A 26739-nucleotide genomic window follows, 5' to 3' on the forward strand; every position below is an offset into this window, starting at 1 on the left:
TTACCACGTTCATTCCAAATTTCTAATTCTAAGACCCTTTAATTTTTATTCAACATCGTCATCATATCCCACATCATCCTCAACTACCCTCACAATTTTATGTATCTCCTCAATTGAATCAGGGATTTCTAAAATAGATACATCAACATTTTTTACAAGATTTTCACACTGAAAGAAGTTATTCGGAAGTTCTGATTTTGAAAACATATCAATTCCAAACGTGTTTTTTACAAGTTCCATAAACGCTTCTTGAGGCTTGAGTGTGGTTACACCTATTGTCTTACCCCTTTGAAGTATGTAAACCTTTTTTAGAGGTAATTTACTGTTTGAGAAAGATTCATGAAGTTCCACATATGTTTTAGGCATTATTTTCGGGTCCAGATCAGATTTCTTTAAACCCATATAACTTCTTGATTCATTTGAGAGTCTAAGGCTTGGAAAGCCTGGAGATACAAAGGGAACTTCCTTATCAAATTCCATGGTTATGTAATCATCTGCCACCACAGGGTATCCCTCTTTATAAAATGCCATGGCAGTGGTGGATTTTCCATAGCCTTTAAAACCTGAAAATGCAACTGCAGAATTATTTATATTAATTGAACTTGCTATGCAGTACAAATAATCCCCTTTGACGTAGAAACGTGGCAAACACTGTTCCCAAAAGAAAATTTCTTAAAACTAGTTTGTTCAGTCCAGAAACTGGATCCACCATAATAGAATCTTTTGTTATTTTAAATTTCCCTATAGTGTCCCAGAACCTGTATATGTTATTTTTTGTAGTTTTAAAACTAAACCCCTCATCTAAAGTGGTTTCTGAGTCTGGATCAACTTTTCCTAATTGGATTGTTAAATCAGGTATTTCTGATTCACAGGGTCTTAATTCTGGAAGTTTTATTTCAGAGTGAATTTTCAGTCCAAATGCTTCATACTCATTGTTAATTCCACATGTTTCATACCTGTTGTTCAGCCCAAATGATTCATACTTGCTCCTCATTGTTCCACATCCAGATCTAAAATAGGGACGTAATCACGTTTCGATTCACCAACAACCACTTCATCCTCAATTTCCACCCATGCGTGGGCTTCAAATTCATCCTCTTTAATCACCCCAATTTTCAGTTGAGAAGGATAGTTATGCCTTGAAAGGAGTATCTGTGCAGCCATGGCCTTTGAAAGGCATGTTGATCTGGGCACATACTCCCCTGCAACATTCACAGCCCACAGCAGATCAACCAAATCACTATTCCCCTTCTGTCCTGAAATCCTGGCTGAAAACTTCCGAACCGTGGAAAAAGGAAGTAAATATAACATTAAACGGATTAAAACGATTAAACATAGACTTTTCATCAGTAAAGTTTTCCTACGAAAGGGGAGCCGCATGAAAGTGTTGATTTTGCCCATAACCGTTACCACTGATTACAATCATTAAAACTCATTACAATCATAATATTTACGTTTCGTTACAACCATTAACTAACCAGTATCAGCCCGTTATCCGAAAGCTCTTTTATTAAATCACAGACGTCCCTTCTGCACTCTTCTAATTCCACATCGTACTCCTCTAAAAGAACTTTCAGGATCTCATCAACAGTTGTTGGTTCCTGCAAAAGGTTCCAGATCCGTGCACCCACAGGATTCAATCCGTAGTAAATTCCTTCTTTAAGGTCCAGGATGGCTGCTTCTCCAGCCAGATCGCATGAAACCACATCCTCTGCCACAACAACCCTCGAAGATTTTGACATATTTTCCATTTGAAACCTCCAGATTAAAGCTGATCTTTAAAAGTATAATAAAATAGTATTTCATAGTTTAAAAGATTTTAGTAGGACATCTCATACCAATCCTCCTGAATTGTGTTTGAAATATTATTTCTGGAGAATTTACTATAATCATATTAACAGATGAAATCTTTTTAATAAAAATAGGTGCATAATATTTTTTTCAGTGAAAAGTAGGTGCATAGTATCTTTGATGAAAAAGTAAGTGCATAATATTATCTTTGGTGAAACTGTGCACACCACCCAGAAATGGTTGTGATAGACATCACAGCCTATAACAAAAACGGATATTAAGTGGTGAATAGCCTTTAAAATCCTTATAAAAGTTAAAAACAATCAACAACCCCCTATTAATATATTTGAATCTTAAAAAATAAATTTATGAACGATTGAAAACTTCTAAATTTAAATATAAGTCAATAATTAAGTTTTAGGAATTTAAACAGCATAAAACGTGCAAATAACGCCCAAATATATTCCAATACCTTTTTATGATAAGAGCATGTCATATTTTAAATATAGATTAAACTAGATTTTTTCCGATCAAATAGGGCTCCGTAAGGAAGGAATGTTATCTCAATAAGCGAATGAATCTATCCCAATACAAAGTGAAAGAATTTATCTCGATACGAATTTGATTATTTCGATATGAATTGATAAAAGAGGTCTTAGTATGAATAAAACCAGACATGATCTGGAAGAGGAAATTATTCAACTAAAGAAGAAAATTGAAGATTTAGAAAATGTGAATAACCAACTTATCGACCAGTCTTCTGAGGGTATGCGGATCATGGACACAAATTACAATATTTTAGAAACTCCAGAATCAACAGTAAAAAGTGGCACAGATAAATATCCAATAAAACCTGCATCCAACGCCAGGATCAAAACAGAAAATATTATAAAAGGCCATCAAACAGGTATCGTGGAAAAATTTTCAGATAAAAGGGAAAAAATAGAGGAATTAAAAAAAAGCGAATCAATGTTCCGTTTGCTGGCTGACAGCTGCCCCGACGTCATATACCGAATTTCCATTCCTGAAGGACGCTACGAATATGTAAGCCCCTCTTCTACAGTTAACTGCGGCCGCAGTCCTGAAGAATTTTATAAAACTCCTTTATTGATAAAAGAAATACTGCACCCCGACTGGAAGGAAGAGTTCACCAAAAAATTTTCGGAAATGATCACAAAAAAATCCGTGTCCTACATAGAGTACCAGATCATCCACAAGTCCGGGGAGGTTGTCTGGGTTTCCCAAAGTGACGTGGTTATAAGGGATGAAAATGGAAATCCTGTGGCATTTCAGGGAATTGCCAGGAACGTAACCGAGAAAAAACGGGCGGAAGAAATAAAGGCCAGATTTGAGTCCATTGTGGAACATTCCAACGACGCTATCATCTCCAAAAATCTTGATGGAACCATAACAAGTTGGAACCACGCTGCAGAGAAGATTTATGGTTACTCAAAAGAGGAAATGCTGGGCAAATCCAACAAAAACCTTATACCCAAAGGTCATGACCCGGAAATATCTTCCTTCCTGGATATCATTCACGATGAGAACTACGACACTTTAAGGGTCAGAAAAGACGGGAAAATCATCAACGTTTCCATGACTCTTTCCCCAATAAGGAACAGTCGTGGGAAGATAACAGGGATCTCAATCATATCCAGAGACATAACCCAACAGAAAAAAGCAGAAAGAGAACTTAAAGCCAGTGAAAAACGTTATAAACTCCTTGTGGAGAATGTTCCCGTTGGAATACTTCATCTCGACAGAAATGGTGATGTAATTGATGTGAACCCCAAACTCATGGATATCGTGGGCTCAAAATCTGAAACTTACACCCGCCTTATTAACGTGCTGGAATTCCCTGAAACTGTTGTATCTGGATTCTCAAACGAATTCAGGGAATGTCTGGAAACTGGTAGGGTCATTAAGGGCAAACGCAGTTACACATCTGCCTGGGGAAAAGAGTCTCATCTGCAGTACCACATCACACCACTTCTGGACTCTGAAAACAATGTTACAAGCATTATTGGAACATGTGAAGATATCACAGAACGTAAAAAGGTGGAGGAAGCTCTTCTTGAAAGTGAGGAGAAGTTCCGTGAGGTTTTTAACAACGTCAGCGATGCAGTATTCTTATGCAAACTTGAAAATTGCTTACCGAAAAAGTTCATTGAGGTAAATGATGTTGCCTGCCAAAAGTTGGGTTACACCCGGGAAGAACTGCTGAAAATGTCCTGTAAAGATATAGATGACCCTCAGATGGAGGATAAATTGCCTTTAATGGCAGATAAACTTTACAAAAATGGAAAGGTCAGTTTTGAAACTTTCCAGATAACTAAAAACGGTTCCACCATACCTGTTGAGATCAACGCTCATATCTTCAAATTGGATGGTATGGATGTTTCAGTTTCAGTGGCCCGTGATATTACAGAGAGAAAAAAGGGTGAAAAGCTGGTAAAAAAGTCCTTGAAAGAGAAGGAACTGCTTTTAATGGAGATTCACCACAGGGTTAAGAACAATCTCATGGTAATCTCAAGCCTCCTGAACATGCAGTCCCGCCAGATCAAGGACAAAGAAGTTTTGAGCCTGTTAAAAGACAGCCAGAGCCGTGCCCGTTCCATGGCACTTATCCATGAAAAGCTTTACAGTTCAAATCTTAAACAGATAAATTTCGGTGAGTACATTCAAGATTTTACAGAAGAACTCTTCAAAACCTACTCAACCAACCCAAACGTAACTCTTAAAATGGATGTGGAAGATCGGATGCTTGACATCAACACTTCCATTCCGCTGGGACTCATTGTAAACGAACTTATCTCAAACAGTCTTAAATATGCATTTGCCAGTGAAGATAAAGGTACTGTGACTGTTAAATTCCATAAAAAAAATGATACTTATACCTTAACCGTTGGGGATGATGGTGTGGGAATACCGGACAATATTGACTGCCTCAACACAGAATCACTCGGAATGAAGCTTGTGACGAGTCTGACAGAACAGTTAGATGGTGAGCTGAAAATTGACACAACAAAGGGCACATGCTTTAACATAAGTTTCAGGGAAACTGAATTCATTTAAAGATTAATATTCATTTAAAGGTTGTAAATATATTTTAACAGTGCCACTGATATCAAGAAACAGATCTTCCGGGTATTATATTAAGAAAAAATTTAGATGGAATAATATCAATGATACAAAATGGAAAGAGAGCTTAAAATATAAAAATCGGATTTCAGTGCGTATTCATCCATTCTAAACATATATCTATTCATCCAATCTAAGCATAAAATATTGTTATTCATTCTAGACATAATAAAAACCACATTACTGCCTCTTACTGAACAAGTAGGACCCTATAACAACTACAGCCACATCAAAGATGCATATGATCAATAGATCGTAGTGCATTGGCAGTAGAGGCTGCCATCCGGGTATCATGACTGATCGTAGAGCATCTACACAGTAGGTCAGTGGATTAACATAGAACACCCATTGTATCCATGAGGGCAGGTTCGTGACAGGGAAAAGTGCTCCGCTTAAAAAGAACATGGGCATGTTGACAAAGGTCACAATCGTCCCGAAACTTTCCAGACTGGTCATGAGACTGGCTATGATAAGACCAATACAGGTCAAACCCACCGTGATGAGCATCATCAAAGGGATTGCCAATCCAACCGCATACCCTGTTAGGGGCACGCCGATGAGAAACCCCAGTACTATAACTATGAGTCCCTGTATCATGGCGCTGGTACCCACTCCAAGCATCTTACCTGTGAAGATGGAGATTCGGCTTATAGGTGCCACCAAAATTTCTTTCATAAAACCGAACTGCCTGTCCCAGATCACTGAGATGCCCAGGAATATGGCTGTAAAAAGAAGAGTTTGGGCAATTATACCTGGCAGGAGAAATTGCTGGTAATTAAAGCCAGACATTGGCAGAGAAAACCGTAAACCTGTACCAAAGATCACAAGCCACAGTACCGGTGTTATCACCGCACTTATCAACCTTGAACGGTCGCGTACAAACCGCTTGAGCTCACGCCGCCATAAAGCATAGATACCCCGAAACTCACTTATTTTATCTGCCCCCTAATTCGGGCAGCCATGCCCGTAAGCTCTTTACCGCCACTCTCCCGGATTTCCCGGCCTGTATGATACATGAACACATCATCCAGGTCGGGTTCGCGTATCGAAATATTGTCCACGTACACTCCTGCAGATACTGCCAGCACAACAACACGCGGCAGTGCCGTATGGGCATTTTTTACGCTCAAATTCAGCCCTTCATCAGTTTTTATGATCTTATCTACGAGGTTGGTCTCAGCAAGCTTGGCAGCAAGTAGATCGTTGTTTTTTGTCTGGATGGTGATCATCTCACTTTCCAGTTGTTCTTTGAGATTGTGTGGAGTATCCAGGGCAATGATCCGGCTTTTGTCTATGATGGCGATCCTGTCGCAGAGCTCATCAGCCTCTTCCATATAATGGGTCGTGAGGATGATTGTGATATTCTCCCTCTCCTTCAAATCTCTTATATAACTCCAGATATGGTCACGGCTCTGGGGATCGAGGCCAAGTGTGGGTTCATCCAGGAACAATATCTTGGGATAATGTATAAGGCTCCTTGCAATCTCGAGCCTGCGCCGCATACCCCCGGAGTAGGTGTTGACAAAACTTGATGCACGATCCTCCAGCTCCACGAGTTTCAGCATTTCATTTATTCTGGAGTGCATGACCTCCCTTGGCACGTCGTAGAGGTCAGCGTGCATTTCCATGTTTTCTCTACCTGTAAGCTTATCATCTATACTGGGATCCTGGAAGACTATGCCTATGGATTTCCGCACATCACCTGGCTGGTGGACAATATCGTAACCGTTCACTTTAGCCGTTCCAGATGTTGGTTTCAAAATTGTGCACAGCATGGAAATGGTTGTGCTTTTTCCAGCACCATTAGGGCCCAGCAATCCGAATATTTCGCCCTCTTCCACCTGTACACTCACCTTGTCAACAGCGGTTAGATCGCCGAACTTTTTCGTCAGGTCCATGGTTTCTATGGCGTGCATTTTTTTCACCTAAGTAAACACTATTTAAATAAAATAAAGGTGAACCCTTAAAAATGATTTTTAGTGGCTATTTTTCTTTTGCAAATCCAAAGTAAATCCTAGAATTGTTTTTTTGATTTTACATTCACCATTATATCATGGTTATTATTTTAACTGAACAATATCTTATATTTTATCTTTACATTTTTCAAGTCTATTGAACGCACTTATTCTTTGGGAATTGTAAAATTACAGTGGTCAACTTTAAAAAGGGATCTGGGTTTTCCAAGAAAACATTAAAGAGGAAGACATGTATATTTATAAATTAAAAACGATATAATTCTAACAAATTTATAAATTCGGAGCCCCATATGAAAAAACAATCCCTAAAAGATACTGCAGCTGTTTTATTGTTAATGATCCTGTCTTTAACTTGGCTGCTTACCCAAACTATCAACGAATTCAACGCAAGCATCATCCCCTACATTTTAATAATGTTTATATTACCTGGATACAGCTTTGTAAATGCATTAGTTCCTATAAAATCTGATTTAAGCCGTATTAAACGATTATTTTTAAGTATTATGACCATTTTTTTAATTACAGGTTTTTTCTTCATAGTTTCACGCCACCAGATCTTTGGAATAACTTTAAAAAGCGTATTTTTAATAATGGCCATGATAATAACAATTTTATCCATAATTACTATTTTAGAGAGACTTGCATTTTCAAACAGGGAAATTGATGTGGTTGAAGTAGATAGATCCAGTCACAATGCGGACTATGATGATCACGGGAAAGAAGAGGTTTACGGGAAAGATATTTACAGTAAAAAAGAGATTAAAAAAGAGGTTTACAGAACAAAAGATGACAGGAAAGAAGAGAGTCATGAAGAAGAGAATTATGATATAATAAAAATGCACAATGAGGATGAGATAAGCACTGATAGAAGAAGGAAGCATAGCACTGTTAAAAGGGGAAGAAAAAAACTTTTCATTCCAACCGACCTCATACTCGTGTTTTTGATCACCGCACTGTGCATTTTATTTGTTTTAACTCCCAAGTTAAGTCATACATTTGTCAGAACTCTTTTGGGATTATTTTTAATACTCTTCATACCAGGATACTCCCTGATAGCGGCTTTATTCCCTAAAAAGGATGATCTGGAGGGTATTGAACGGGCGGCTTTGAGTTTTGGTTTGAGCGTTGCTGTCACACCTCTTATTGGTCTTGCACTCAACTACACATCCTGGGGCATCAGACTCACACCCATATTAATCTCGCTGTCGGCTTTCACATTTATAATGGTGTTTGTGGCTTACCTGAGGAGGATAAGGGCACCTCTGGAGGAACGGTTCTCTGTTCCATTTGGAAGTTTACCCGATAGGATCAGGGGGCAGTTTAAGGGTGAATCCAGAAACAGTAAAATTCTTTCCATCGTCTTGATCATCACAATTGTCCTGGCCGTAGCAACAACTGTTTACATAGTAGTCAACCCCCATCAGGGTGAAAAATTCACAGAGTTTTATATATTGGGGCCCAACGGTACAGCTGCAGACTACCCAACCAACATGACATCTGGAGAAATTGGCAGTGTCATAATTGGTGTTGTTAACCATGAATATCAACCTGTTAATTACAGTCTGGTTGTCCAAGTTAACGGAACAATTCTAAAACAGGAAAACATCACTTTAAACACCACTCAAAAGCTTGAAATTCCGTACAACTTCACTGCAGGGTATGCTACAGGTAAAAAAGAGATAGAGTTCCAACTCTACAAACTACCTGATGAGACGAATGTTTACAGGTCACTGCACCTGTGGATTAATATTGAATAAACTTCAGGAACGTTGCTTTAACGTTCATGTTTATTTTCATGAATTAGGGAAGCTGGGTTTAAAAAGTACATATCATAGAATACGCAGCCATATAAAAAGATATATAAGTGAGTAAGTTAAGATTAAAGGTTATGATATCTACAGTAACTACAACCACTGCAGCTGTGACTACCACTCAGGCTATGACCTTTGGTATAATAGCTGTTCTGGCTTTGATAACATTACTTGCAATCAAAGAGATATTGAGTTCAGAGACAAACAATAAACGCGTGCAATCGTTTGTTAAGGGATCTAATATTGCAATAATACCATTACTGTTAGTCTTTGTGTCCATAGTAGGATTTAAAGTTGTATCTGTCATTTAAGCACTGGTACCATATCAGTGAGCCAGATACCAAATCTTGACCGACAACAACCTAACAATAAGCTCAGAATGATGCAGTTCCGTTATTCAGTACTGAAATTACGGGACCGCAACCAGTGAAGAGAACGTTGCAACGTTACAAACGATAAACGATAAATACTCTTAGTACAGTTAAACACCAACATTGCAATCATGGCACAATTTAAGGTTTTTAAAACCTTTTTTCTTTTTTTTTAGCATGTGAATAATCATCAAAATAACAGTTTAATATTCTTGTTTTTAAGTACTGGAAAATACTATCTTATATAGTTTGTATTCTTGTTTTGGGTTAAAATAAAATAATAAAACTTTTAGGGTCTTAGATTTTTCTCGGGTGAAAGAATGATTTTTCTTTTGTTTTTATGGATCTGAATGAGTATTCATCATCTTATTTCTAAAAATACATTTTTATATTTGTTTTATAAGAATATTAAGTCCTATAAAGCGTTAAATTTAAATATTGATGTTTACATATGATTATTTAGAGAATAAAATGAAGTACCATTTAGATTACAGTAAAGAAGACCCGAATTATATTTTGTTAAAGAAAACATTTAAAATAATCGGTTCTCACTACTTCGTTGTGAGTTTGCTGAACAAATTCAACAATTCTAGAAAATCAAAGATGATAATAGACCTCAAAAGATATTAAAAACATTTTAACAGCTATATTTTTCAATACAACTGTTGAATTCGTTGCTCAAGATTAAAAAGAGATAAAAAACTGAAAAAATTTTTCGAAATCTCCGATGACGTTCCGGATGCTATTCAAGTACTTAGAATTCTTGTCGCGATTTAAATCAACTATGTACGTTAAAATCATAAACAGCATATTAATGCCAATCAAACCTTTAAAAAGACGTGGAAAATTAACATTATTGTTGATGCCACATCTATAGATTTGGATTACAATATTAAACGCGAACATCGTTCTAAAAAACAGTTAAAAAAACAAAATCCTAGAATGGAGCTATTCAGCCCCATATGGTTTTTATATAGGATTTAAAGCAATAATAGTCATTGAACATAAATCTACAACGCCTGTTACCATTATAATCCACTACGAAACACCCCACAAAATTCTAAAATATTCCATGAAATAATAGAAAACTTGAAAAAACGAAGAATAATCCGAAAAGGAGACACAATAATATTCTACAGATAATTTCAAAATCCAAAAATTAAATGACAAATTAACTTATTCTCTGCAAGTATTTAAAGATAAAAAGACTGAAACATAAACTAAAAAACTATACAATACATTAAAAAAGATATTATTTGAAAAAATACAGAATAGGAGCATTACAAACCAGTACGTGGTAAAATCGAAGACTTTTTCAAATTGTGCAAATCATGACTAAGCCTGAAAAAATTACACAAATATACACCAGAATCCGCCGAAAGAACCATCATAATAACTGTATTTTTAGCAGAGCTCATCACAACACTAGGTTACAACTCAAAAACAGCCCTAAAAAAGCTCTCAGAAAACTAAAAAACTAAAAAACTAAAAAACTAAAATATTATATTTCCAATTTAAATGTATATCATCAGATTTAGACAAAAACAGAATTTCTTTGTGACCATTGGCACAAAAAAATTTAAAGATTAATATGAACTTTTATCCAAATCCAATATCTAAAATGGACTATAATTAAATTAAAAATGATATATAAGCATATAATCCATAAACTGACTTTTTAACCAATCCTTTTTAGTATTACTCTCTTTTAATTTTGTTTAATTAAATGATTTTTAGTGATTAGTTGCACCAAACTTTGTTGATATATTATTACATCTGTGAATCAAAAGGGCTACTTAGCTAAAAAAAACTCTAAAAATTAGTTATTGTTTTTTTTAGTTGAAATTTTGTTATAAAAAGATTTTAGGAGGAAAAAAAGATGAAATTAAACAAATTGGTTATAGTTTTGTCAATATTTATTGTTGCAACCATGGGAATTTCCCCAATATTTGCAGCAAACGTAACTACCGGAACTAGCCAGGCTTCAATAGGTGTTGGTGACACAATATCTCTATTAGTAAGTGGCGATGTAAGCTTTACTGATCTTCTTGCTGATAATATAATCTCAAATCAGGGTCAAAAGACTACTCTTACATCTGCATCAAACGTGCCTATAACTGTAGATGTAAATGCTGCTAATTTTGCAGATAACATGCCTATATCAGCACTACAAGTTCAAAATGCCAATACCACATTATACGCTCCAATGGTCTCCACTGGATCAGTAAATGTAATAACCGGCATGCCAGCACCAGCAGTAGGTGCAAGCACTACTCAAGATATCGGCCTACAAGCTCAGGTACCAAACGGTGTTAAAACAGGCACATACAACACAATCCTAACCTGGACTGCAAGTAAAACTGCTACTTAAACCATAAATTGTTTATTTTTTTTCTATTTTTTTAATATTAACCTGCCCAAGAACTGTTTATTCTAATTAAATTCAAATAATAATGTTTAAAGAGGTGCGCTTTATGTTATCTTCGAATTACTTAAAAAAACTCAGTATTATCGCGTTAATCCTAATATCATTAACAACTGCCTGTTGGGCAACTAGTGGACTGTCAGTTTCTCCGGCAGATATAACTGTTAAAATAAACTCCACCCAACTATTTCAAGAAGAAATCGCAGTTGCCAATATAGGTGACTCTACTTTGAACGTGACTATTACAAAAAAACGGATGATGAAAAACAATGCATATACTTTGTATACTGATGATGGAATAGCTACATGGATTACAGTTGATCCAGCTGAATTTACTCTTGCACCAAATGAAACAAAAAGTGTTAAGGTTTCAATTAACATTCCATCCAATTTAAACTACTCTGACGCTATGGGTGCTTTAATAATTAAAGGAAATCCCGTAGAAACCCAAACCAAAAACTCAAGTGGAACTAATTTAATACTTAAACAGGCCCCAGCAATATTAGTACCCGTAGTTGTGGGATTACCTGGCCAAATAATAGAATCTCTAAAACTTTCAAATCATAAATCTTCTCTATTACTTCTAAACTTTATGCCAGGAACCTTCAATTATAACGTGACAAATAACGGAACGGTTTCAGAAAATGCAACAGCCACAACACAGATAAACGGCTGGTTCAGCAAACATCAAGTAAATAGTTCCGGAACGGTGTATCCTGGAGACAATTACTATTTTAAAAATACATGGACACCGGATATCTATGACCTTGGAATGTACACAGCCGAAACCAACATAACCTACGGTAAATACGGTACAACCAAAACCATAGTTCAAAAGGATAATGTCTTTGTCATACCGGTATGGCTAATTATACTAATCATACTGGCTTTAACAGTATGGATTATCAGGAAAAAAGAGATAAAATCTCCAATAGTAATTAAAAGAAGAGATGATTAATATAGCCATCCTCATATTTTTTTTAGTTCCCTCTGGAAATCTTTGATTGACTTTTCTTTTTCTTAGTTTTTATTTTTTTAACTTCAACGTACGGATCTCATTAATCTTTACAAATTTACATCTAGATTAATTACTTCACTTGTTGAAAAAACTAATTTACAGTTAGAGTTGCGTAGTTTGTAGTTAAATGCCCTCAAATCAGGTTACATTTACATAACACCATATAATATGTGGAAGGGCTAGATGTTATTTTTTAGAATTTTCCAGCTGAAAAAATGGATGTAACATAAATAGGAAGTTAATATGGATGAGAATATTTCCATCTACATAAATTTCCATCTACATAAATAAGAAGGGTATTATAATAAACAAGAATGTATTGGATAATCCGTGGGATAGTGTAACTCCAAATAAGCTTCTTGTTTTTTGAAAGGAGTATCCATAAAACATTGCCACTCCAAATACGAAGAAAAGGTCGGGAATTGAGTTCCATCCTATGTGCATGCTTGTGAATATTAAAGCAGTATATAAAAGCCCGAAAAGTTTTCCAAAAACATTTTCTGCATTTTTCTGGATGATACCTCTGAACAGGAGTTCCTCTGCAAATCCTGTGGCTACTAAAAGTATGATCCCTGCAAAAAGAGCAGTTTCAAGGTTCAGTACAGATATAAGGGGTTTTGGTTTTAGTATCATATACTCGATGGCCCCTAGGAAAACTCCGCTTGATGCTATCATAAGTTGAACTGGTATTTTACCAAGCACCAGACCAACATCTGCCCTTCCAAGTCCTTGGGCTTTTATTATGATATAAGATGCTGCAAAGAGGGGTATGGATATTATAGGATACCAGTAAAGCGTTGGTATCTGCATCATAGGTATTGAAAGCCCAATTATTCGTATCATTGGCAGAACCATCATGGACCTCAGGAGATTTGCAAAATTGGAGGATGATTCAAGTGAAGACTGTATAAGGAGCGCAAACAGGATGCAGGTATGTAGTATAAGACCCAGCTCAACACCGTAATAAGTTGTTGTAACCTCTGCTACGATCAGTGCTGCAAGGTACGCTAGAACTGTTAATATCTTCGATTTAAGAGGTCCGTGTTCTTTCCTCTTTTTCGGGATTGTGCTGAGTTTTTTGTTGTACCTGTCCTCTTTTTCCTTGTTTCCGAATTTATTTGAGATATTAGAGGATTTACGGTACCCTGTTATTGCATCTTCCCATGCTTCCTGGGCTTCGTAAGTGTTGGCAATTAATGCTGCGACAATGGCTTCTCTTGAATGGTCTTTTGTTTTTTTGAATTTTTTAATAGATTTTCTGTAGTATGATCTGGCTTGTTCATATTCACCGCGTTTCTCGTTTATCATGCCAATACCTGTAAGGGCATAGCCTGCACCAATATGGTCTTTAACCTTATTATAACATTTTAAAGACATTTCATAATGCTTTTTTGCATTATCATAGTCTTTGATGTCAATGTAAAGATCTCCCATCTGCAGTAAAGTGTCAGCTTCCTTTTCAACAGCTTTAGTTTTTTTGAATATTTTCAAGGCCGTTTTGTAGTAAGATAATGATCCTTCAATGTTTCCATCCTCATAAAATTGGGATCCTTTTTCAAGGGACTTGATAGCTTCTTGTTGATCCATTGGTGACACCGTGTTAATTTCATTCAATTATTAAGTATATTTAGAATATCTTTTTAGGAATATATCTATTACATACATCTATAAATTTTTATCATATCTAAAAAATGGTTTAATTGTAAAAATAAAAGTATATGAAAGAAAGCATATAAACAGATACGTTAAAATGCATCATAAGTTAAGGGCCAATGACAACAGTCATGATATGAGGGGTTTCCATCCCCTGAAGTTCATGTTATATTAATTGCCAATAATGCATGGGATCAAATTCTTAAATATATCATGCTAATTTCATGTTCGTTAATTAACTAATCCCTCTTACTTTTTATCTTTTTAATAAACAATCTTTTTACATCTCTAACTCGTTAAGTAAACAAGATTTTGTACATTTTTATCTCTTTAAGTAACCAATCTTTACATCTACCATAACCAAGCTCTTTAGATCTCATTTTAAGTAAAAAAAACTCTTAAATCTCTATCTCTTTAAGTAACAATTTCTTTACATATTTATGTTAAAATAACCAAGCTTTTTTAAATCTTTAAGTTCGTTAAGATTAATTTTTTAAAACTTAAAATCTCCAAGTTAACCTTAACCTTAAAAATGGGCTCTTCGTTAAAACCAGTTAATCAATGATATTAACTAAAATTGTCCGTAAGTACAGTTGAATTAAAAATTTTAATCTTAACTGAAGGATATTTCCCAGTACAAACTTAGATCTTTAATAATAATCCTAGACAAAAATAATAAAGGCGCCGTTAGATTTGAAACATGTTAACTATAAAACATGGACACAAAGAAGGTTTTATATTATATGGCAGACCTAAATATTATAAGTAAAAGAATAGAATTAAAAATAAAGAATATATTTGGGTTAAGACTGAGGGGAATTATTAATGGTGAAGATAACGGCATTGTTACCTGCTTACAATGAGGAGATATCCATAGGCAGTATGGTGATAAAAACTAAAAAACACGTTGACGAAGTTATAGTTATTGATGATGGTAGTACAGATGCCACGGCAAAAATAGCAGAAGTTGCTGGTGCAAAGGTTATAAAACACGAATCCAACCTGGGAAAGGGGGCTGCCCTTAAAACTGGTTTTGAAGCTGTTGATGGGGCCGATGTTGTGGTCACAATAGATGCAGACGGCCAGCACAGCCCTTCAGAAATACCAAAACTCATAACTCCCATAATAAATGGGGAAACAGATGTTGTAAACGGCAGCAGGTACATTAATGGGGGAGAAAAGAACACTCCAACCTACAGAAGGGTGGGTCAAAGCGTGCTGGACATAGCAACCAACATAAACGGAAGAACCAACATCACCGATAGTCAAAGCGGTTTCAGAGCCTTCGCAGCACACACCATACCCGTGTTCCGATTCCATCAGAATGGTTTTGGTATTGAAAGTGAAATGTTAACAGATGCATCAAATGCAGGTTTAAGGATAGAGGAAGTAAGTGTAAGTGTTGAGTACCATGAAAATTCGCATAAAAAAAATCCCCTCAGCCATGGTGTGGGTGTGCTTGTCAAGGTGCTGCAGGACATGCAGTTCAAAAGACCAATTTATTACTTCACAATTCCAGGATTAGTGCTCATCGTGGTGGGTTTGGCTGCAGGTCTGGTTTTCTTTGGACAGTACCTTGGCGACCCCAATATGGGCGGACCCAGCGGACCGGGTAAGAGTCTTGCAACAACTGTTCTTGCAGGTTTAGTCACCATAACTGGGGTGTTCATTGCATTTACCGGGATAATACTTGACAGCATGACACAGATGATCAAAGAAAACATGATGCACATGAACAAATGATTTTTCAAACTCACTTACTCTTTTTATTTGAATTTAATCCAACTTTTGAGCCAAAACAAGCCAAAATACCAAATCGAACAAAATACCAAATCGAGCCAAAAATTAAATCAGGATAAAACTGAATTTAATTTTGCAGTCTACTATGATTTGCAGTCTAATTTTAACCTAAAACTGATTCAAAGTACGTTATAAGTAATTAACTAACATATTAAAGGTTAAATGACGGTAGCCGGAGTTTAGAATCTATTTTTCAAAAGAATATGTAATAACTTTTAGAGTTTAGGGTTACCTTAAAAAAATTTAGTTTCCATAGATTGTTGGTTTTCCTAAGAAACTCACATAACCCCATTTTTGAGTTTAATACAATAACCAGATTGTAGATGAAAAAATGGTGGATATTACTTTAAATTGGAGTTACATAATTAAATATTCATTTATAATCATTTTTGATTACTTAAAAATCTGTGTTCACCCATCGAAAACTTCAACGATTCCAGTTTAACGATACAACCTCCAGCATATCCCCATAAAAATATTAAATGGACTTTTTTTTGAGTAAGTACAGTTTTAAATGAGCTCTTTCATCAAAAAATGGATTGGATGAGTTTTATACAGATTTAGTGAATTTGAAAACTTCATAATCGGTCTTAAATTTAAAATACAGCACTATGAGGGCCTTTTTTTGTAAAAAAAATGAAAACATTTATATGGAAAGTTAGGGTTAGCTTAATATATTGTTTAATGTCCTATGGCTCTAATTTAGGGCAAAAAGACAAGGAGGTAATACAATCAAGAGAATGTTTACGATGATATTTCTTCTATTTGGAGTGTCAATTCTCTCTTTAAGCTGCGTATCAGCCACTGGATTAAACACAACTGTTACTCCTCATGTTACTGCAGTGAATCCATCCAATAACGCTGTTAACGTTGGGGTAGACAAGGTGATAAACGTCACTTTCAGCGAACCGATAAAGGCCGGTAGCAATTGGATAGAAGTCACAAACAGTAACGGCAAAGCAATACCAATCACCACATCAATCAACGGCAGCACACTAACCATAACACCAACCAACAATCTAACCAAAGCAACCAAATACACAGTACTCATACACACAGGCAGCATAACAGACATGGACAATAATAGCGTGTCTCCTTATGTAAGCCGTTTCACAACAGACAGCACAGTACCCACAGTAAAAACTGCAGACCCTGCAAACAGCGCCGTGAACATCGCAATAACTAAGGTGATCAAAATCACCTTCAGCGAAGCAATAAAAACCGGGAACAACTGGATAGAAGTCACAAACAGTAACGGCAAAGCAATACCAATCACCACATCAATCAACGGCAGCACACTAACCATAACACCAACCAACAACCTGACCAAAGCAACCAAATACACAGTACTCATACACACAGGCAGCATAACAGACCTGGCAGGTAACAACGTAGCAGGATACGTAACCAGATTCACAACAGACGGCACAGCACCCACAGTAAAAACTGCAGATCCTAAAAACAGCGCTACAAACATTGCAATAACCAAGGTAATTACAGTCACATTCAGCGAACCGATAAAAGCTGGTACCAGTTGGATAGAAGTCACAAACAGTAACGGCAAAGCAATACCAATCACCACATCAATCAACGGCAGCACACTAACCATAACACCAACCAACAACCTGACCAAAGCAACCAAATACACAGTACTCATACACACAGGCAGCATAACAGACCTGGCAGGTAACAACGTAGCAGGATACGTAACCAGATTCACAACAGACGGCACAGCACCCACAGTAAAAAGTTCAAACCCTGCAAACAGCGCTACAAACATTGCAATAACCAAGGTAATTACAGTCACATTCAGCGAAGCAATAAAGGCCGGTACCAGTTGGATAGAACTCATAAGCAGTAACGGAACATCGATAGATATCAAAATATCAATCAGCGGCAACACACTAACCATAACACCCACCAGCAACCTGACCAACGCAACCCCGTACACTGTACTCATACACACAGGCAGCATAACAGACCTGGCAGGTAACAACGTAGCAGGATACGTAACCAGATTCACAACCTACATGAACTCATGGTGCAGGCCAGTTTACATTATCAGTGATAACATAATCAACACTACAACAGACAACGCTCGTATAAATCAGATAATTGATGGATTAGCTACGTTGGGAGTTTATGCAGAGAATTGTGGTTTAGGTCCAAATAAACACATCGAAGTGCTGGAAAGTGCGCAAGTACCACAAAATGCACTGGTAGTGGATATATGTGGAGGTGCGTGTGCAGGGACAATCTATGAGATGAACACGACCTGGTATAAAGGTATAAAAGGAAGCAGGAAAGTATTTACAGTATTTTGGGCTCCTACTTCTGTTGATATAACTGGATTAGCATGGTTAGTTAGAGCACACGATGATGATTTCGATCCTGCGAGCTTTACAGGATTGGCACATCCAGATCAGTACATGTTAAGCAATGGGTACAACTACATCTACTCTGGAGATATGAACGCCATAATAAACAGCATATACAATGAATCAAAAATATAAACCCTATTTTCCTTTCTTTTTTATTTTTAGATATATTTTGTAGATAGATTGTTTTTAGATAGAATTTAAAATTAGATTTTGTCCTCAACTAATAGACCTCAACTAATAGACTTTTTTTCAATTAAGATTTAAAATTAGATAATTAGATTTTTTTAATTAGGTTTTAGTTTTAAAGATTTTTATTCTACATTTAGATTTTTTATTTTAGAATTTTAGTTTAGCCGGAGCATATGCTATGGAATTTTTGAAGACGTTTTATGTAATGAATCTGATTTAAATAAAACGTAATTAAATGAATTGGAAATAAACGAAATTTTAGAGTCGTAAAAAAAAGAGGTGGTTAAAAAAAGGATATTGATATCTGAGAAATGAGACCAAAGAAATATGTCTGATTTTCCCAATCAGAAGCATCTGACGTATTCAATCAACTGAAGCCATGGCAAGCCACTAGGTACGTGTCATGAGGTACATGTATCAAAGTATCAAACCAATCCAAATCAACTGCATCCAAAATAATCCCATGACGTATGCATCAGACACCAAACCAATCAACTAGGGGCCATGAAAAAGACCCCTGAATCCATTTATCAGGGGCCAACCAAAAACATCAACTGTTTATCGTGATCTCATATACATTATAGTCCGTATTTTCATAAACCAGTTTCATGTAAGGTAAGACCCATTTATCTGTACCGTAGGTTGCGTTGTTAACAAACGTGTACATACCACGTGTTAATGTCTTATTTTGAGATTTATCGCCGCTGAATGTGAGCCTCTTATCAAAAACCAGGTATCTGATGTTGTACTTAATCAAACTTGCATTATTAGGCATTTTTCCTATGGTGTAATGATTGAATACAGTTTGTCCTGTTGTTGAAACCAGGAACTGGTTGGTGTTCTGGTTGTTTGATACAACACCGTAGCTACTGTTTGCATTTTTGCTGAACCAGTCTGCAAGGCCCACATCCGAAGTTGTAGGCGGAGCAATCTGAGGATTCATTATGCTCATGTTCTGGTATGCGTACACATCGTACTTTGGAATCACATTGAAGTTCGGGTCTTGAACAGTTGTAATTCCATAGAGGGATGAAATCACAAACACTGAGATCAAAAATGCAGATCTGATGGATTTTGATGTGAATTCCTTTTTCTTGTACTCATTGTACAGGTAGCTTAAACCAGAACCTCCCAAAATGGAAAGGGGCAGTAATAGATAGACAAGAAGTCTGATGGAAGTAACATTAACCCCAAACCAGTAAGCTTTACTTGCGATGAGCATAACCACAGCCCAGGTTATGATAAATATATCTGCGGTTCTCCTCTTTTTATATGAAACAAATCCGCCTATAACCACAAACAATAGGAGGATGCCCAGGTATGCAATGTACTTCAGGTTGCTTATTGGGTCGTTTGTAGGTAGGGATGTGTGGTATCCGGTTGCTGCAAGAACACCCTTTGCCAGAACTGCGTGCATGATATTTGGTGCAATCAGGAAGAGTGCAAGGGCAACAATCAGGGCACCTACGATGTTGGTCGCGAGAAAAACAGCGTAGCTTTTGAAAAAGGAGGTATCCCTTTTTAAAATTCCTACAACCAATGTACATGCAGTTAAAATTGCAAATAGACATACTGGTGCTGATTGATGTGTTAAAACCACCAGTATAAACAGAAATCCTGAAATTACAGCGTATAAATATTTTTTATCCACAGCTGACCTGTAGAAAAGGTAAACTGCCAGCGTCACAAATATCAACGCCAGTGTCTCTGGTAAAGGGGACATCAGCCTGCTGAAAAGGAAACTTGATATTAACAGGAATCCTGCTGATATCCCTGCAACTTCACCGTAGAACTTTTTACCAGCATAAGTAACTGTTAAAACGGTTAAAAATGCAAATATGGGCTGTAATGCGCGTGCAACTGTGAAGTAGTTAAGTTTCAGCGTGGATGCCAGGAAAAGGAGCATCAAACTGAAAAGTGGAGGATAACCAATTTTACGCCCTAAACCAGGGTCCATAAGTGGATCTATTAATGTCAGCCCGTACTGGCCGTAAACCTGTGCAACATGTACTTGATAAAATATATCGGTTGTTAAGGGCCATCCATACTTTAAAGTCGGGATCAACGCTATTAAAAACGCCACCACAGCGGGGATAATCCATAAAAATTTTTTAAACTGTTTATAATCGAATGTCATAGAAGAACCATACCTGTAAAATTGTAAAAAACTGTTTTATATCAATGATCTGTATCTGGATGTAAAATTCGTATATAAACTTATTCTACATTTTAACAGTATAAAAATATTGTTACTCTCAAAAAAAATTGAAAAATTTTATATAAAAACTTTAATTGTATGGAACTTAATATAGAAGCAGATTCATGTAAAATCAAGCAGGTATTGAAATGAAAATCAGAATATTTATACTGAGTTGCGGAGAATACGGATCGAGGATCATAAATAATATTGCAAATAAGGGCCTTGGATCCTCCATAATTGGACTGCATGAATTTCCAGATGACCTCCCCGAATTCATAGACGATTTTGAAGAGTACATCCCAAAAGAACTGCCTGAATGCGACCTCATCTTATCACTGGACCTTTACGGGGACATAAACATGGTAATACCAGCCATAGCCCGTAAAACCGGTGCAAAATCCATAATTGTTCCTATACATGACCCTGCACAGATTCCACCTGGTCTTCAAAGGGAGATAGAGGAAGCTGCTGGAGATGTTACCATTGTGTTCCCAAAACCATTCTGTTCCCTTAAACCCACAGGGGATGAGGTTATAGATGAGTTTGTCAAATATTTCGGAAAACCCGAGGTAGAAATTGATTCAGACGAACGCATAAAGAGTGTAAAAATTTTAAGGGACGCTCCATGCGGTGCAGCAGGGTACGTGGCAGAAAACCTTGAAGGTTTGAATGTTGAAGACGCTGAAATGGAAGCAGGAAACAAGATCCATAATTATCCCTGCCTTGCATCCATGAAAACAGACCCCATGATTGGCGACACAATACTGCACCTTGCAGGTTATAAAATAAAAGAAGCCGTAAAGGAGAGTCTGGGATTTGCAGAGGCCTCTGCAGTTGTCGATGAAGAAAGCTGTATGGGAGATACTGAATGCGACCACAACTGCATAGATGTATGTCCAAACGTTAAGATAGGTGACGACACCATCATACTAAAAGACAATGGAAAAGTAGTTATAGACCCGGCTTCCTGCGGATGCTGTGAAATCTGCGTTCGAGAATGTCCTTACGGTGCTATTGAAATTGTAGATGAAGAAATACCTTTAAATAAATAGATCACAAGAAACAACTCTTAAACTTCTTGCAAGATCTTTACAATCTATTTATAAACAAAATAACATAAATCCAAGTCTGAAAGTTTACATTAACGTATCAATATGCTGAAAAATGGCTGTGAAAAACAATGAAAGGAAAAGTAGTATTCATAGGAGGGGGTCCTGGAGACCCTGAACTTTTAACCATCAAAGCATCTAAAGTGCTGAAAAATGCTGATGTTATCATATATGCAGGATCTCTTGTAAATAGGGATGTTTTAGGCTGTGCAAAGGCCGAAGCAGATATCTACAATAGTGCGTCCATGAACCTGGATGAGATCGTTGAACTGATGCGCAGAGAAACAGAAAAGGGCAGAGTTGTGGCAAGGGTTCACACAGGCGACCCATCTATCTACGGAGCTATCGGAGAACAGATAGAACGGCTCAAAAAGATGGAAATACCCTTTGAGATAATTCCGGGAGTTAGCTCACTTTTTGCAACTGCTGCGGCACTTGAAGCAGAGTTAACACTTCCTGAGGTATCCCAAACAGTTATAATAACCCGTCCTGAGGGAAGAACACCAAAACCATCATCTGAGGCTATTTCAAAGCTTGCAGAGCATAACGCAACCATGTGCATCTTCCTAGGGGTTCACATGATCAAAGAAGTTGCAGAGGATCTGAAAACACACTACCCCCCAAAAACCCCTGTTGCAGTTGTTCAGAAGGCTTCCTGGCCCGATGAAAAGGTTGTGAAGGGTACTCTTGAAAACATTGCATCCAGAGTCAAAGAATCTGGAATAGAAAAAACTGCAATAATCGTTGTTGGTAATGTGCTTGGTACATCTCACATCACGCCATCAAAGCTTTATGATTCCGGCTTCACACATGAGTACAGGAAGGGTACAGATTAATTGAAGATCTGCCCGGAACTATATCAAATAAATCAGGATTTTGAATTTTAAGCATAGGATATTTTTTTTATATTTTTATATTTTTATATTTTTTAAAATTTTAGAATTTTTGAAAAAAAGAAGTTTATTCTTTGTTATTTTGAATTTAAAAAAAAATGTTTATCTCTTGTTATTTGAATTTATTAAAATTAGAAAGTTAATCCATCTTATTAATAAAAGTTAATTTCCTGTTATTTTAAAGAATTTTAAGTTAAAATCTTAGATCGAATTTTTTTTAGATAATTCACAGATTCTTTTTAGATAATTAAAAACCCTCATTTTTTTGATCTGACAGTATAACTTTTATTTTTCATGGACTCTTTCACAAAAATTTCTAAGTGTGGAAAAAAGATGTTGAGATAAAACTATGAAACTGACTATTTGAAGGAGAAATAGAATGTGTTTATTTTACTTTAAAGTTTTTTAAAATCCTTTTTTTAACAATATATTTTGCAGTGTTTTAAAAAAAATAAAAAAGGTTAAAATGTTTTTATTGTTTTCTTCTTGGTAACATTCCACTGAATATGGTTAGGATTGCTAAGGCTAATCCTGCTAGTGGTACGCCTGTATGTTGCATGCTGATTGTTTGTGTTGCTGCGTTTACTGTGTTAGTGTTGTTTCCATTGGAATTATTGTTGTTTTGTGCTTGTACGTTGACTGTAAATGGTGTTAGTGGGTTTGTGTTCTGATTAAAGGTTTCTGAGGTTATTGTTGGTGTGATTATGTAACTTCCACTTCCTGATGCCTTGACTGTGAGGTATAAGTAAGGATCTCCCACAGCTACATTAGATAATGTCCAGGTTATTGTCCGATTGGCAGCGTTGTAGGTCCATGTTCCGTTATCAACACTTGCAGTTACAAATTCCAAACCAGATGGTATCTGGAAAGACATTGTAACATTGGTTGCATTATCCGGTCCATTGTTACCTAATTTGTAGGTTATAATGAATGTGTCACCCACAGTGGGGTTCTTGTTGGATGTTGTAGTGTTCAGGTACAGGTATGATGCCGGATTAATTGTTAATGTTGCGTTTCCAGTGCTGTTTCCATAACTTGTATCATTTCCAAAGTTTGCAGTTATGGTATAAGTTCCTGCTTCTGATAGTGTGTAACCTAGTGTAGCAACTCCATTACTATCAGTAACCGCAGTATAATCTTTCCCATTTACTGTGAAAGTAACAGTTTTACCCGTTAAAGGATTTCCATTTTCGTCTTTAAGAGTGGCTGTTAAATTAACATTTTGTCCATTACTACCCGTCACATTACCCACAATTAATGTAGTGTTCAATTTATTGATAGTGATTAATGTTGAAAGTAGTTGATTGTCAACTGTTGCTATAACATTTTCACTACCACTGTTAGTTGATGTGAACAGTGTTGTGGCTGTGCCGTTTGTTAATGTGGTTGATATTGTGCTTAAACTACCTAAACTGGTATCTGACAGGTTAAATATTACGGTGGTTCCATCAGGTACATGCCCTTCTTTTATAGGGTCATGGTATGTTTCTGTTGAGTCGTGTTGTAAGTCAACAGTTACAGTAGAGTTACCCCCAACAAGTATTGTGGAGTTATCACTTGTAACAGTTAAAACTAACCAAGGAGAAACATCCACACCATCGCTAACCTTGCTTGAGGGGTCATCGTTTGATCCCCACCAATTATACCTAGCAGTCACACTTCCAGCATCGTTGTAGATCTCGTTTGCCCCATTGTCTAAAATCCGACAAAACGAAACAGACACATCAGTATACCAGTTGGCGATGGCTCCACCAACATATGCGGTGTTGCCTGTAAATGTACTGTTCCCCACAGTCGAACTACCCCCACAATTGTAGATTGCTCCACCATTATGTGCGGTGTTGCCTGTAAATGTACTGTTCCCCACAGTTAAAGTTCCAAAAAAGTTGCGGATGGCCCCACCACTCACATTAGATCCATCAATTGAATTGTTTGTGAATGTACTGTTCCCCACAGTTAAAGTTCTAAAGTTGGCGATGGCTCCACCACCATATTGATTTGCGGTGTTGCCGGTGAATGTACTATTCCCCACAGTTAAATTACCTTCATTGTATATGGCTCCACCACAATTATCTGCGTTGTTGTTTGTGAATGTACTGTTATTTACAGTCAAATTGCCAAAGTTGCGGATGGCTCCACCATATTCCTCTGCGGTTCCGTTTGTTAGTGTTAGGTTGGTTATGGTGACTGTTACTCCTGATGCTATTGTGAATATGCTGTTTCCGGTTTTTTGTCCGTTTATTATGGTCCCACTTTGGCTTTCACCTATAATGTTCATATTTTTGTCAATGATAATGTTGGATTCATTGTAGGTTCCATTTGTTATGTATACTGTTCCGTTTGGTGCTAATATATTTATAGCGCCGGTTATTGTGGCTTTAGGTCCGCTTGTACCGTTCCATACAGGTGATAGTCCATCGTAATTGTCATTTCCATTGGTGCTGACGTATGCTATCAATGATTCCACGGTCACTGATGTTGATTCAAGTTGATTGTCAACTGTTGCTGTAACATTCTCTGTACCTGTACTTGTTGCTGTGAACATTGTTGTAGCTGTGCCGTTTGTTAGTGTGGTTGATATTGTGTTTAAACTGCCTAACCTGGTATTTGATAGGTTAAAGGTTATCAAAGTTCCATCAGGCACATGACCTTCTTTTGCTGGGTCATGGTATGTTCCCGTTGAGTCGTGTTGTAAGTCAGCAGTTACAGTAGAGTTACCCCCAACAAGTATTGTGGAGTTATCACTTGTAACAGTTAAAACTAACCAAGGAGAAACATCCACACCACTGTTAACGTAAGTTGAAGGATCATTGTTGGCCCACCAATTATACTTGGCAGTCACACTTCCTTGATCGTTGTAGATCTCGTTTGCCCCATTGTCTATGATCTGACAAAACGAAACAGACGCAGTTGAAAGTATGTTGTAGATGGCCCCACCGAAGATGGCTCTACCATTAATGGTTGCGTTATTGCCTGTGAATGTACTATTCCCCACATTTAAAGTTCCTTCATAGCTACTGATGGCTCCACCAGTGTCTGCGGTGTTGTTTGTGAATGTACTATTCTCAATGGTCAAACTACCACCATAGTTGTAGATAGCTCCACCATCCCATGCGGTGTTGCCTGTGAATGTACTGTTGGTTATGTTTAATGTGTTATCGTTGTAGATGGCCCCACCAACCCCACCACCTGAGGTTGCGGTGTTGTTTGTGAGTGTGCTGTTGGTTATTGTTAGTGTTCCACCGTTGTAGATGGCTCCACCAACATTAGTTGTGGTTCCATTTGTTAGTGTTAGGTTGGTTACGGTGACTGTTACTCCTGATACTATTAGGAATATGCTGTTTCCAGATTTTTGTCCGTTTATTATGGTCCCACTTTGGCTTTCACCTATAATGTTCATGTTTTTGTTGATGTTTATTCCGGATTCATAGTAGGTTCCATTTGCTATGTATATTGTTCCGTTTTCTGCAACTATTGTTGTTGCGTTTTTTATTGTTGCTTTTGGTCCACTTCCCGTTGTACTATTATAGGTTGTTGATTGTCCATCCCAACTATCATTACCAGTTGTACTGACATACATGGTTGAATTATCACCTGGAGTAGCAGCACTTACAGTGCTTAATCCGAAACTGATGAAAATCATGAGACCTAAAAGTAACAACGGAATTTTTAAGTGATTACTTGTTTTCATAAGCCTTTTTCACCTCCTTTTATAATTGATAATTATTTTTTTTGGAAATTAAATACCAGAAAAATGGGTGAAAATAAAATGAAAACTTCTGGAAAACTGTTGCAAATTCACTTAAACTCCACAAAATAAAACAAAATACTTAGTGAAAGAATTTGGAAAATACTGTTTTTAATGTTGAATTCTACTAATATCACCCTTAAAATAATATTTTAAGTCCTAATTAAGGTGATATCACAAAACCCCATAAAACTTACTATTCAATCATAAAAAATAATATATAAATACCAGAT

The 26739-nt window shown here is 36.7% G+C and carries 18 protein-coding genes and 1 pseudogene; 10 read left to right on the top strand and 9 right to left on the bottom strand.

From position 1 onward, the window contains the following. Window positions 1-45: 45 nt before the first annotated feature. From MSWAN_RS06840 to MSWAN_RS06855, 4 genes are all read right to left on the bottom strand, one after another. A complete protein-coding gene (locus tag MSWAN_RS06840) occupies window positions 46-618 on the bottom strand; it encodes a phosphoenolpyruvate carboxykinase (ATP) (protein WP_048187995.1) in 573 nt (190 codons plus the stop codon). Beyond that, window positions 593-994: a hypothetical protein gene (locus tag MSWAN_RS06845; protein ID WP_048187996.1), complete on the bottom strand. Its 402-nt coding sequence runs from the start codon at window positions 992-994 to the stop codon at window positions 593-595. The genes MSWAN_RS06840 and MSWAN_RS06845 overlap by 26 nt, the downstream gene beginning before the upstream one ends. After that, complete coding sequence (locus tag MSWAN_RS06850; protein ID WP_013825893.1) at window positions 991-1401, bottom strand: lasso peptide biosynthesis B2 protein; 411 nt, start codon at window positions 1399-1401, stop codon at window positions 991-993. Before MSWAN_RS06850 ends, MSWAN_RS06845 begins: the two co-directional genes overlap by 4 nt. 68 nt (window positions 1402-1469) lie before the next feature. Beyond that, window positions 1470-1751 (bottom strand): PqqD family protein, encoded by a 282-nt coding sequence (locus MSWAN_RS06855; RefSeq protein ID WP_013825894.1) that lies wholly within the window; start codon window positions 1749-1751, stop codon window positions 1470-1472. A 700-nt stretch (window positions 1752-2451) separates the two neighbouring features. Here MSWAN_RS06855 and MSWAN_RS12290 point away from each other — a divergent pair. Continuing rightward, window positions 2452-4866: a PAS domain S-box protein gene (locus MSWAN_RS12290; RefSeq protein WP_013825895.1), complete on the top strand. Its 2415-nt coding sequence runs from the start codon at window positions 2452-2454 to the stop codon at window positions 4864-4866. Window positions 4867-5112: 246 nt separating this feature from the next. Here the strand turns inward: MSWAN_RS12290 and MSWAN_RS06865 are convergent, their stop codons facing one another. Both MSWAN_RS06865 and MSWAN_RS06870 read right to left on the bottom strand, forming a co-directional pair. Beyond that, entirely contained in the window at window positions 5113-5865 is a 753-nt protein-coding gene (locus MSWAN_RS06865; protein ID WP_013825896.1) for an ABC transporter permease, read from the bottom strand. Then, a complete protein-coding gene (locus tag MSWAN_RS06870) occupies window positions 5862-6848 on the bottom strand; it encodes an ATP-binding cassette domain-containing protein (protein ID WP_013825897.1) in 987 nt (328 codons plus the stop codon). The genes MSWAN_RS06865 and MSWAN_RS06870 overlap by 4 nt, the downstream gene beginning before the upstream one ends. Window positions 6849-7198: 350 nt before the next feature. On the opposite strand from MSWAN_RS06870, the gene MSWAN_RS12475 reads away from it, so the two are divergent. From MSWAN_RS12475 to MSWAN_RS06890, 5 genes and pseudogenes are all read left to right on the top strand, one after another. After that, window positions 7199-8665, top strand: coding sequence for a DUF1616 domain-containing protein (locus tag MSWAN_RS12475; RefSeq protein ID WP_013825898.1), 1467 nt, complete (start codon window positions 7199-7201; stop codon window positions 8663-8665). Window positions 8666-8772: 107 nt separating this feature from the next. Beyond that, window positions 8773-9030, top strand: a complete 258-nt coding sequence (locus MSWAN_RS06880; RefSeq protein ID WP_227716953.1) for a hypothetical protein — start codon at window positions 8773-8775, stop codon at window positions 9028-9030. Window positions 9031-9561: 531 nt separating this feature from the next. Next, window positions 9562-10563: pseudogene (locus MSWAN_RS12480) on the top strand (transposase). A 406-nt stretch (window positions 10564-10969) separates the two neighbouring features. Beyond that, window positions 10970-11461, top strand: coding sequence for a hypothetical protein (locus tag MSWAN_RS06885; RefSeq protein WP_013825901.1), 492 nt, complete (start codon window positions 10970-10972; stop codon window positions 11459-11461). Between the two features lie 103 nt (window positions 11462-11564). Continuing rightward, entirely contained in the window at window positions 11565-12473 is a 909-nt protein-coding gene (locus MSWAN_RS06890) for a hypothetical protein (RefSeq protein ID WP_013825902.1), read from the top strand. Window positions 12474-12812: 339 nt separating this feature from the next. Here the strand turns inward: MSWAN_RS06890 and MSWAN_RS12295 are convergent, their stop codons facing one another. Then, on the bottom strand, window positions 12813-14120 hold the full coding sequence (locus tag MSWAN_RS12295) for a tetratricopeptide repeat protein (protein ID WP_013825903.1): 1308 nt from the start codon (window positions 14118-14120) through the stop codon (window positions 12813-12815). Window positions 14121-15011: 891 nt separating this feature from the next. On the opposite strand from MSWAN_RS12295, the gene MSWAN_RS06900 reads away from it, so the two are divergent. Together MSWAN_RS06900 and MSWAN_RS06905 are read left to right on the top strand one after the other, a co-directional pair. Next, window positions 15012-15929, top strand: a complete 918-nt coding sequence (locus MSWAN_RS06900; protein WP_013825905.1) for a glycosyltransferase family 2 protein — start codon at window positions 15012-15014, stop codon at window positions 15927-15929. Between the two features lie 806 nt (window positions 15930-16735). Continuing rightward, on the top strand, window positions 16736-18499 hold the full coding sequence (locus MSWAN_RS06905; protein ID WP_013825906.1) for an Ig-like domain-containing protein: 1764 nt from the start codon (window positions 16736-16738) through the stop codon (window positions 18497-18499). Window positions 18500-19106: 607 nt separating this feature from the next. On the opposite strand, the gene MSWAN_RS06910 is transcribed toward MSWAN_RS06905, so the two are convergent. Further along, a complete protein-coding gene (locus tag MSWAN_RS06910) occupies window positions 19107-20693 on the bottom strand; it encodes a glycosyltransferase family 39 protein (RefSeq protein WP_013825907.1) in 1587 nt (528 codons plus the stop codon). Window positions 20694-20902: 209 nt separating this feature from the next. Here MSWAN_RS06910 and MSWAN_RS06915 point away from each other — a divergent pair, with 209 nt between their 5' ends. Beyond that, a complete protein-coding gene (locus MSWAN_RS06915; protein ID WP_013825908.1) occupies window positions 20903-21808 on the top strand; it encodes a DUF166 domain-containing protein in 906 nt (301 codons plus the stop codon). A gap of 128 nt (window positions 21809-21936) precedes the next feature. Further along, window positions 21937-22701, top strand: coding sequence for a precorrin-4 C(11)-methyltransferase (gene cobM, locus MSWAN_RS06920; RefSeq protein WP_013825909.1), 765 nt, complete (start codon window positions 21937-21939; stop codon window positions 22699-22701). A gap of 529 nt (window positions 22702-23230) precedes the next feature. On the opposite strand, the gene MSWAN_RS06925 is transcribed toward cobM, so the two are convergent. Then, on the bottom strand, window positions 23231-26449 hold the full coding sequence (locus MSWAN_RS06925) for an Ig-like domain-containing protein (protein ID WP_013825910.1): 3219 nt from the start codon (window positions 26447-26449) through the stop codon (window positions 23231-23233). Window positions 26450-26739: the final 290 nt, after the last annotated feature.

It is taken from the genome of Methanobacterium paludis, from assembly GCF_000214725.1.
Lineage (GTDB): Archaea > Methanobacteriota > Methanobacteria > Methanobacteriales > Methanobacteriaceae > Methanobacterium_C > Methanobacterium_C paludis.

Excerpts from the sequence above, each read along its gene's own strand:
- MSWAN_RS06885 (WP_013825901.1), top strand. The coding sequence starts at position 10,970 with ATGAAATTAAACAAATTGGTTATAGTTTTGTCAATATTTATTGTTGCA.
- MSWAN_RS12295 (WP_013825903.1), bottom strand. The coding sequence starts at position 14,120 with ATGGATCAACAAGAAGCTATCAAGTCCCTTGAAAAAGGATCCCAATTT.
- MSWAN_RS06890 (WP_013825902.1), top strand. The coding sequence starts at position 11,565 with ATGTTATCTTCGAATTACTTAAAAAAACTCAGTATTATCGCGTTAATC.
- cobM (WP_013825909.1), top strand. The coding sequence starts at position 21,937 with ATGAAAGGAAAAGTAGTATTCATAGGAGGGGGTCCTGGAGACCCTGAA.
- MSWAN_RS12475 (WP_013825898.1), top strand. The coding sequence starts at position 7,199 with ATGAAAAAACAATCCCTAAAAGATACTGCAGCTGTTTTATTGTTAATG.
- MSWAN_RS06845 (WP_048187996.1), bottom strand. The coding sequence starts at position 994 with ATGAGGAGCAAGTATGAATCATTTGGGCTGAACAACAGGTATGAAACA.
- MSWAN_RS06855 (WP_013825894.1), bottom strand. The coding sequence starts at position 1,751 with ATGGAAAATATGTCAAAATCTTCGAGGGTTGTTGTGGCAGAGGATGTG.
- MSWAN_RS06900 (WP_013825905.1), top strand. The coding sequence starts at position 15,012 with ATGGTGAAGATAACGGCATTGTTACCTGCTTACAATGAGGAGATATCC.
- MSWAN_RS06915 (WP_013825908.1), top strand. The coding sequence starts at position 20,903 with ATGAAAATCAGAATATTTATACTGAGTTGCGGAGAATACGGATCGAGG.
- MSWAN_RS06850 (WP_013825893.1), bottom strand. The coding sequence starts at position 1,401 with ATGGGCAAAATCAACACTTTCATGCGGCTCCCCTTTCGTAGGAAAACT.
- MSWAN_RS06910 (WP_013825907.1), bottom strand. The coding sequence starts at position 20,693 with ATGACATTCGATTATAAACAGTTTAAAAAATTTTTATGGATTATCCCC.
- MSWAN_RS06925 (WP_013825910.1), bottom strand. The coding sequence starts at position 26,449 with ATGAAAACAAGTAATCACTTAAAAATTCCGTTGTTACTTTTAGGTCTC.
- MSWAN_RS12290 (WP_013825895.1), top strand. The coding sequence starts at position 2,452 with ATGAATAAAACCAGACATGATCTGGAAGAGGAAATTATTCAACTAAAG.
- MSWAN_RS06905 (WP_013825906.1), top strand. The coding sequence starts at position 16,736 with ATGATATTTCTTCTATTTGGAGTGTCAATTCTCTCTTTAAGCTGCGTA.
- MSWAN_RS06870 (WP_013825897.1), bottom strand. The coding sequence starts at position 6,848 with ATGCACGCCATAGAAACCATGGACCTGACGAAAAAGTTCGGCGATCTA.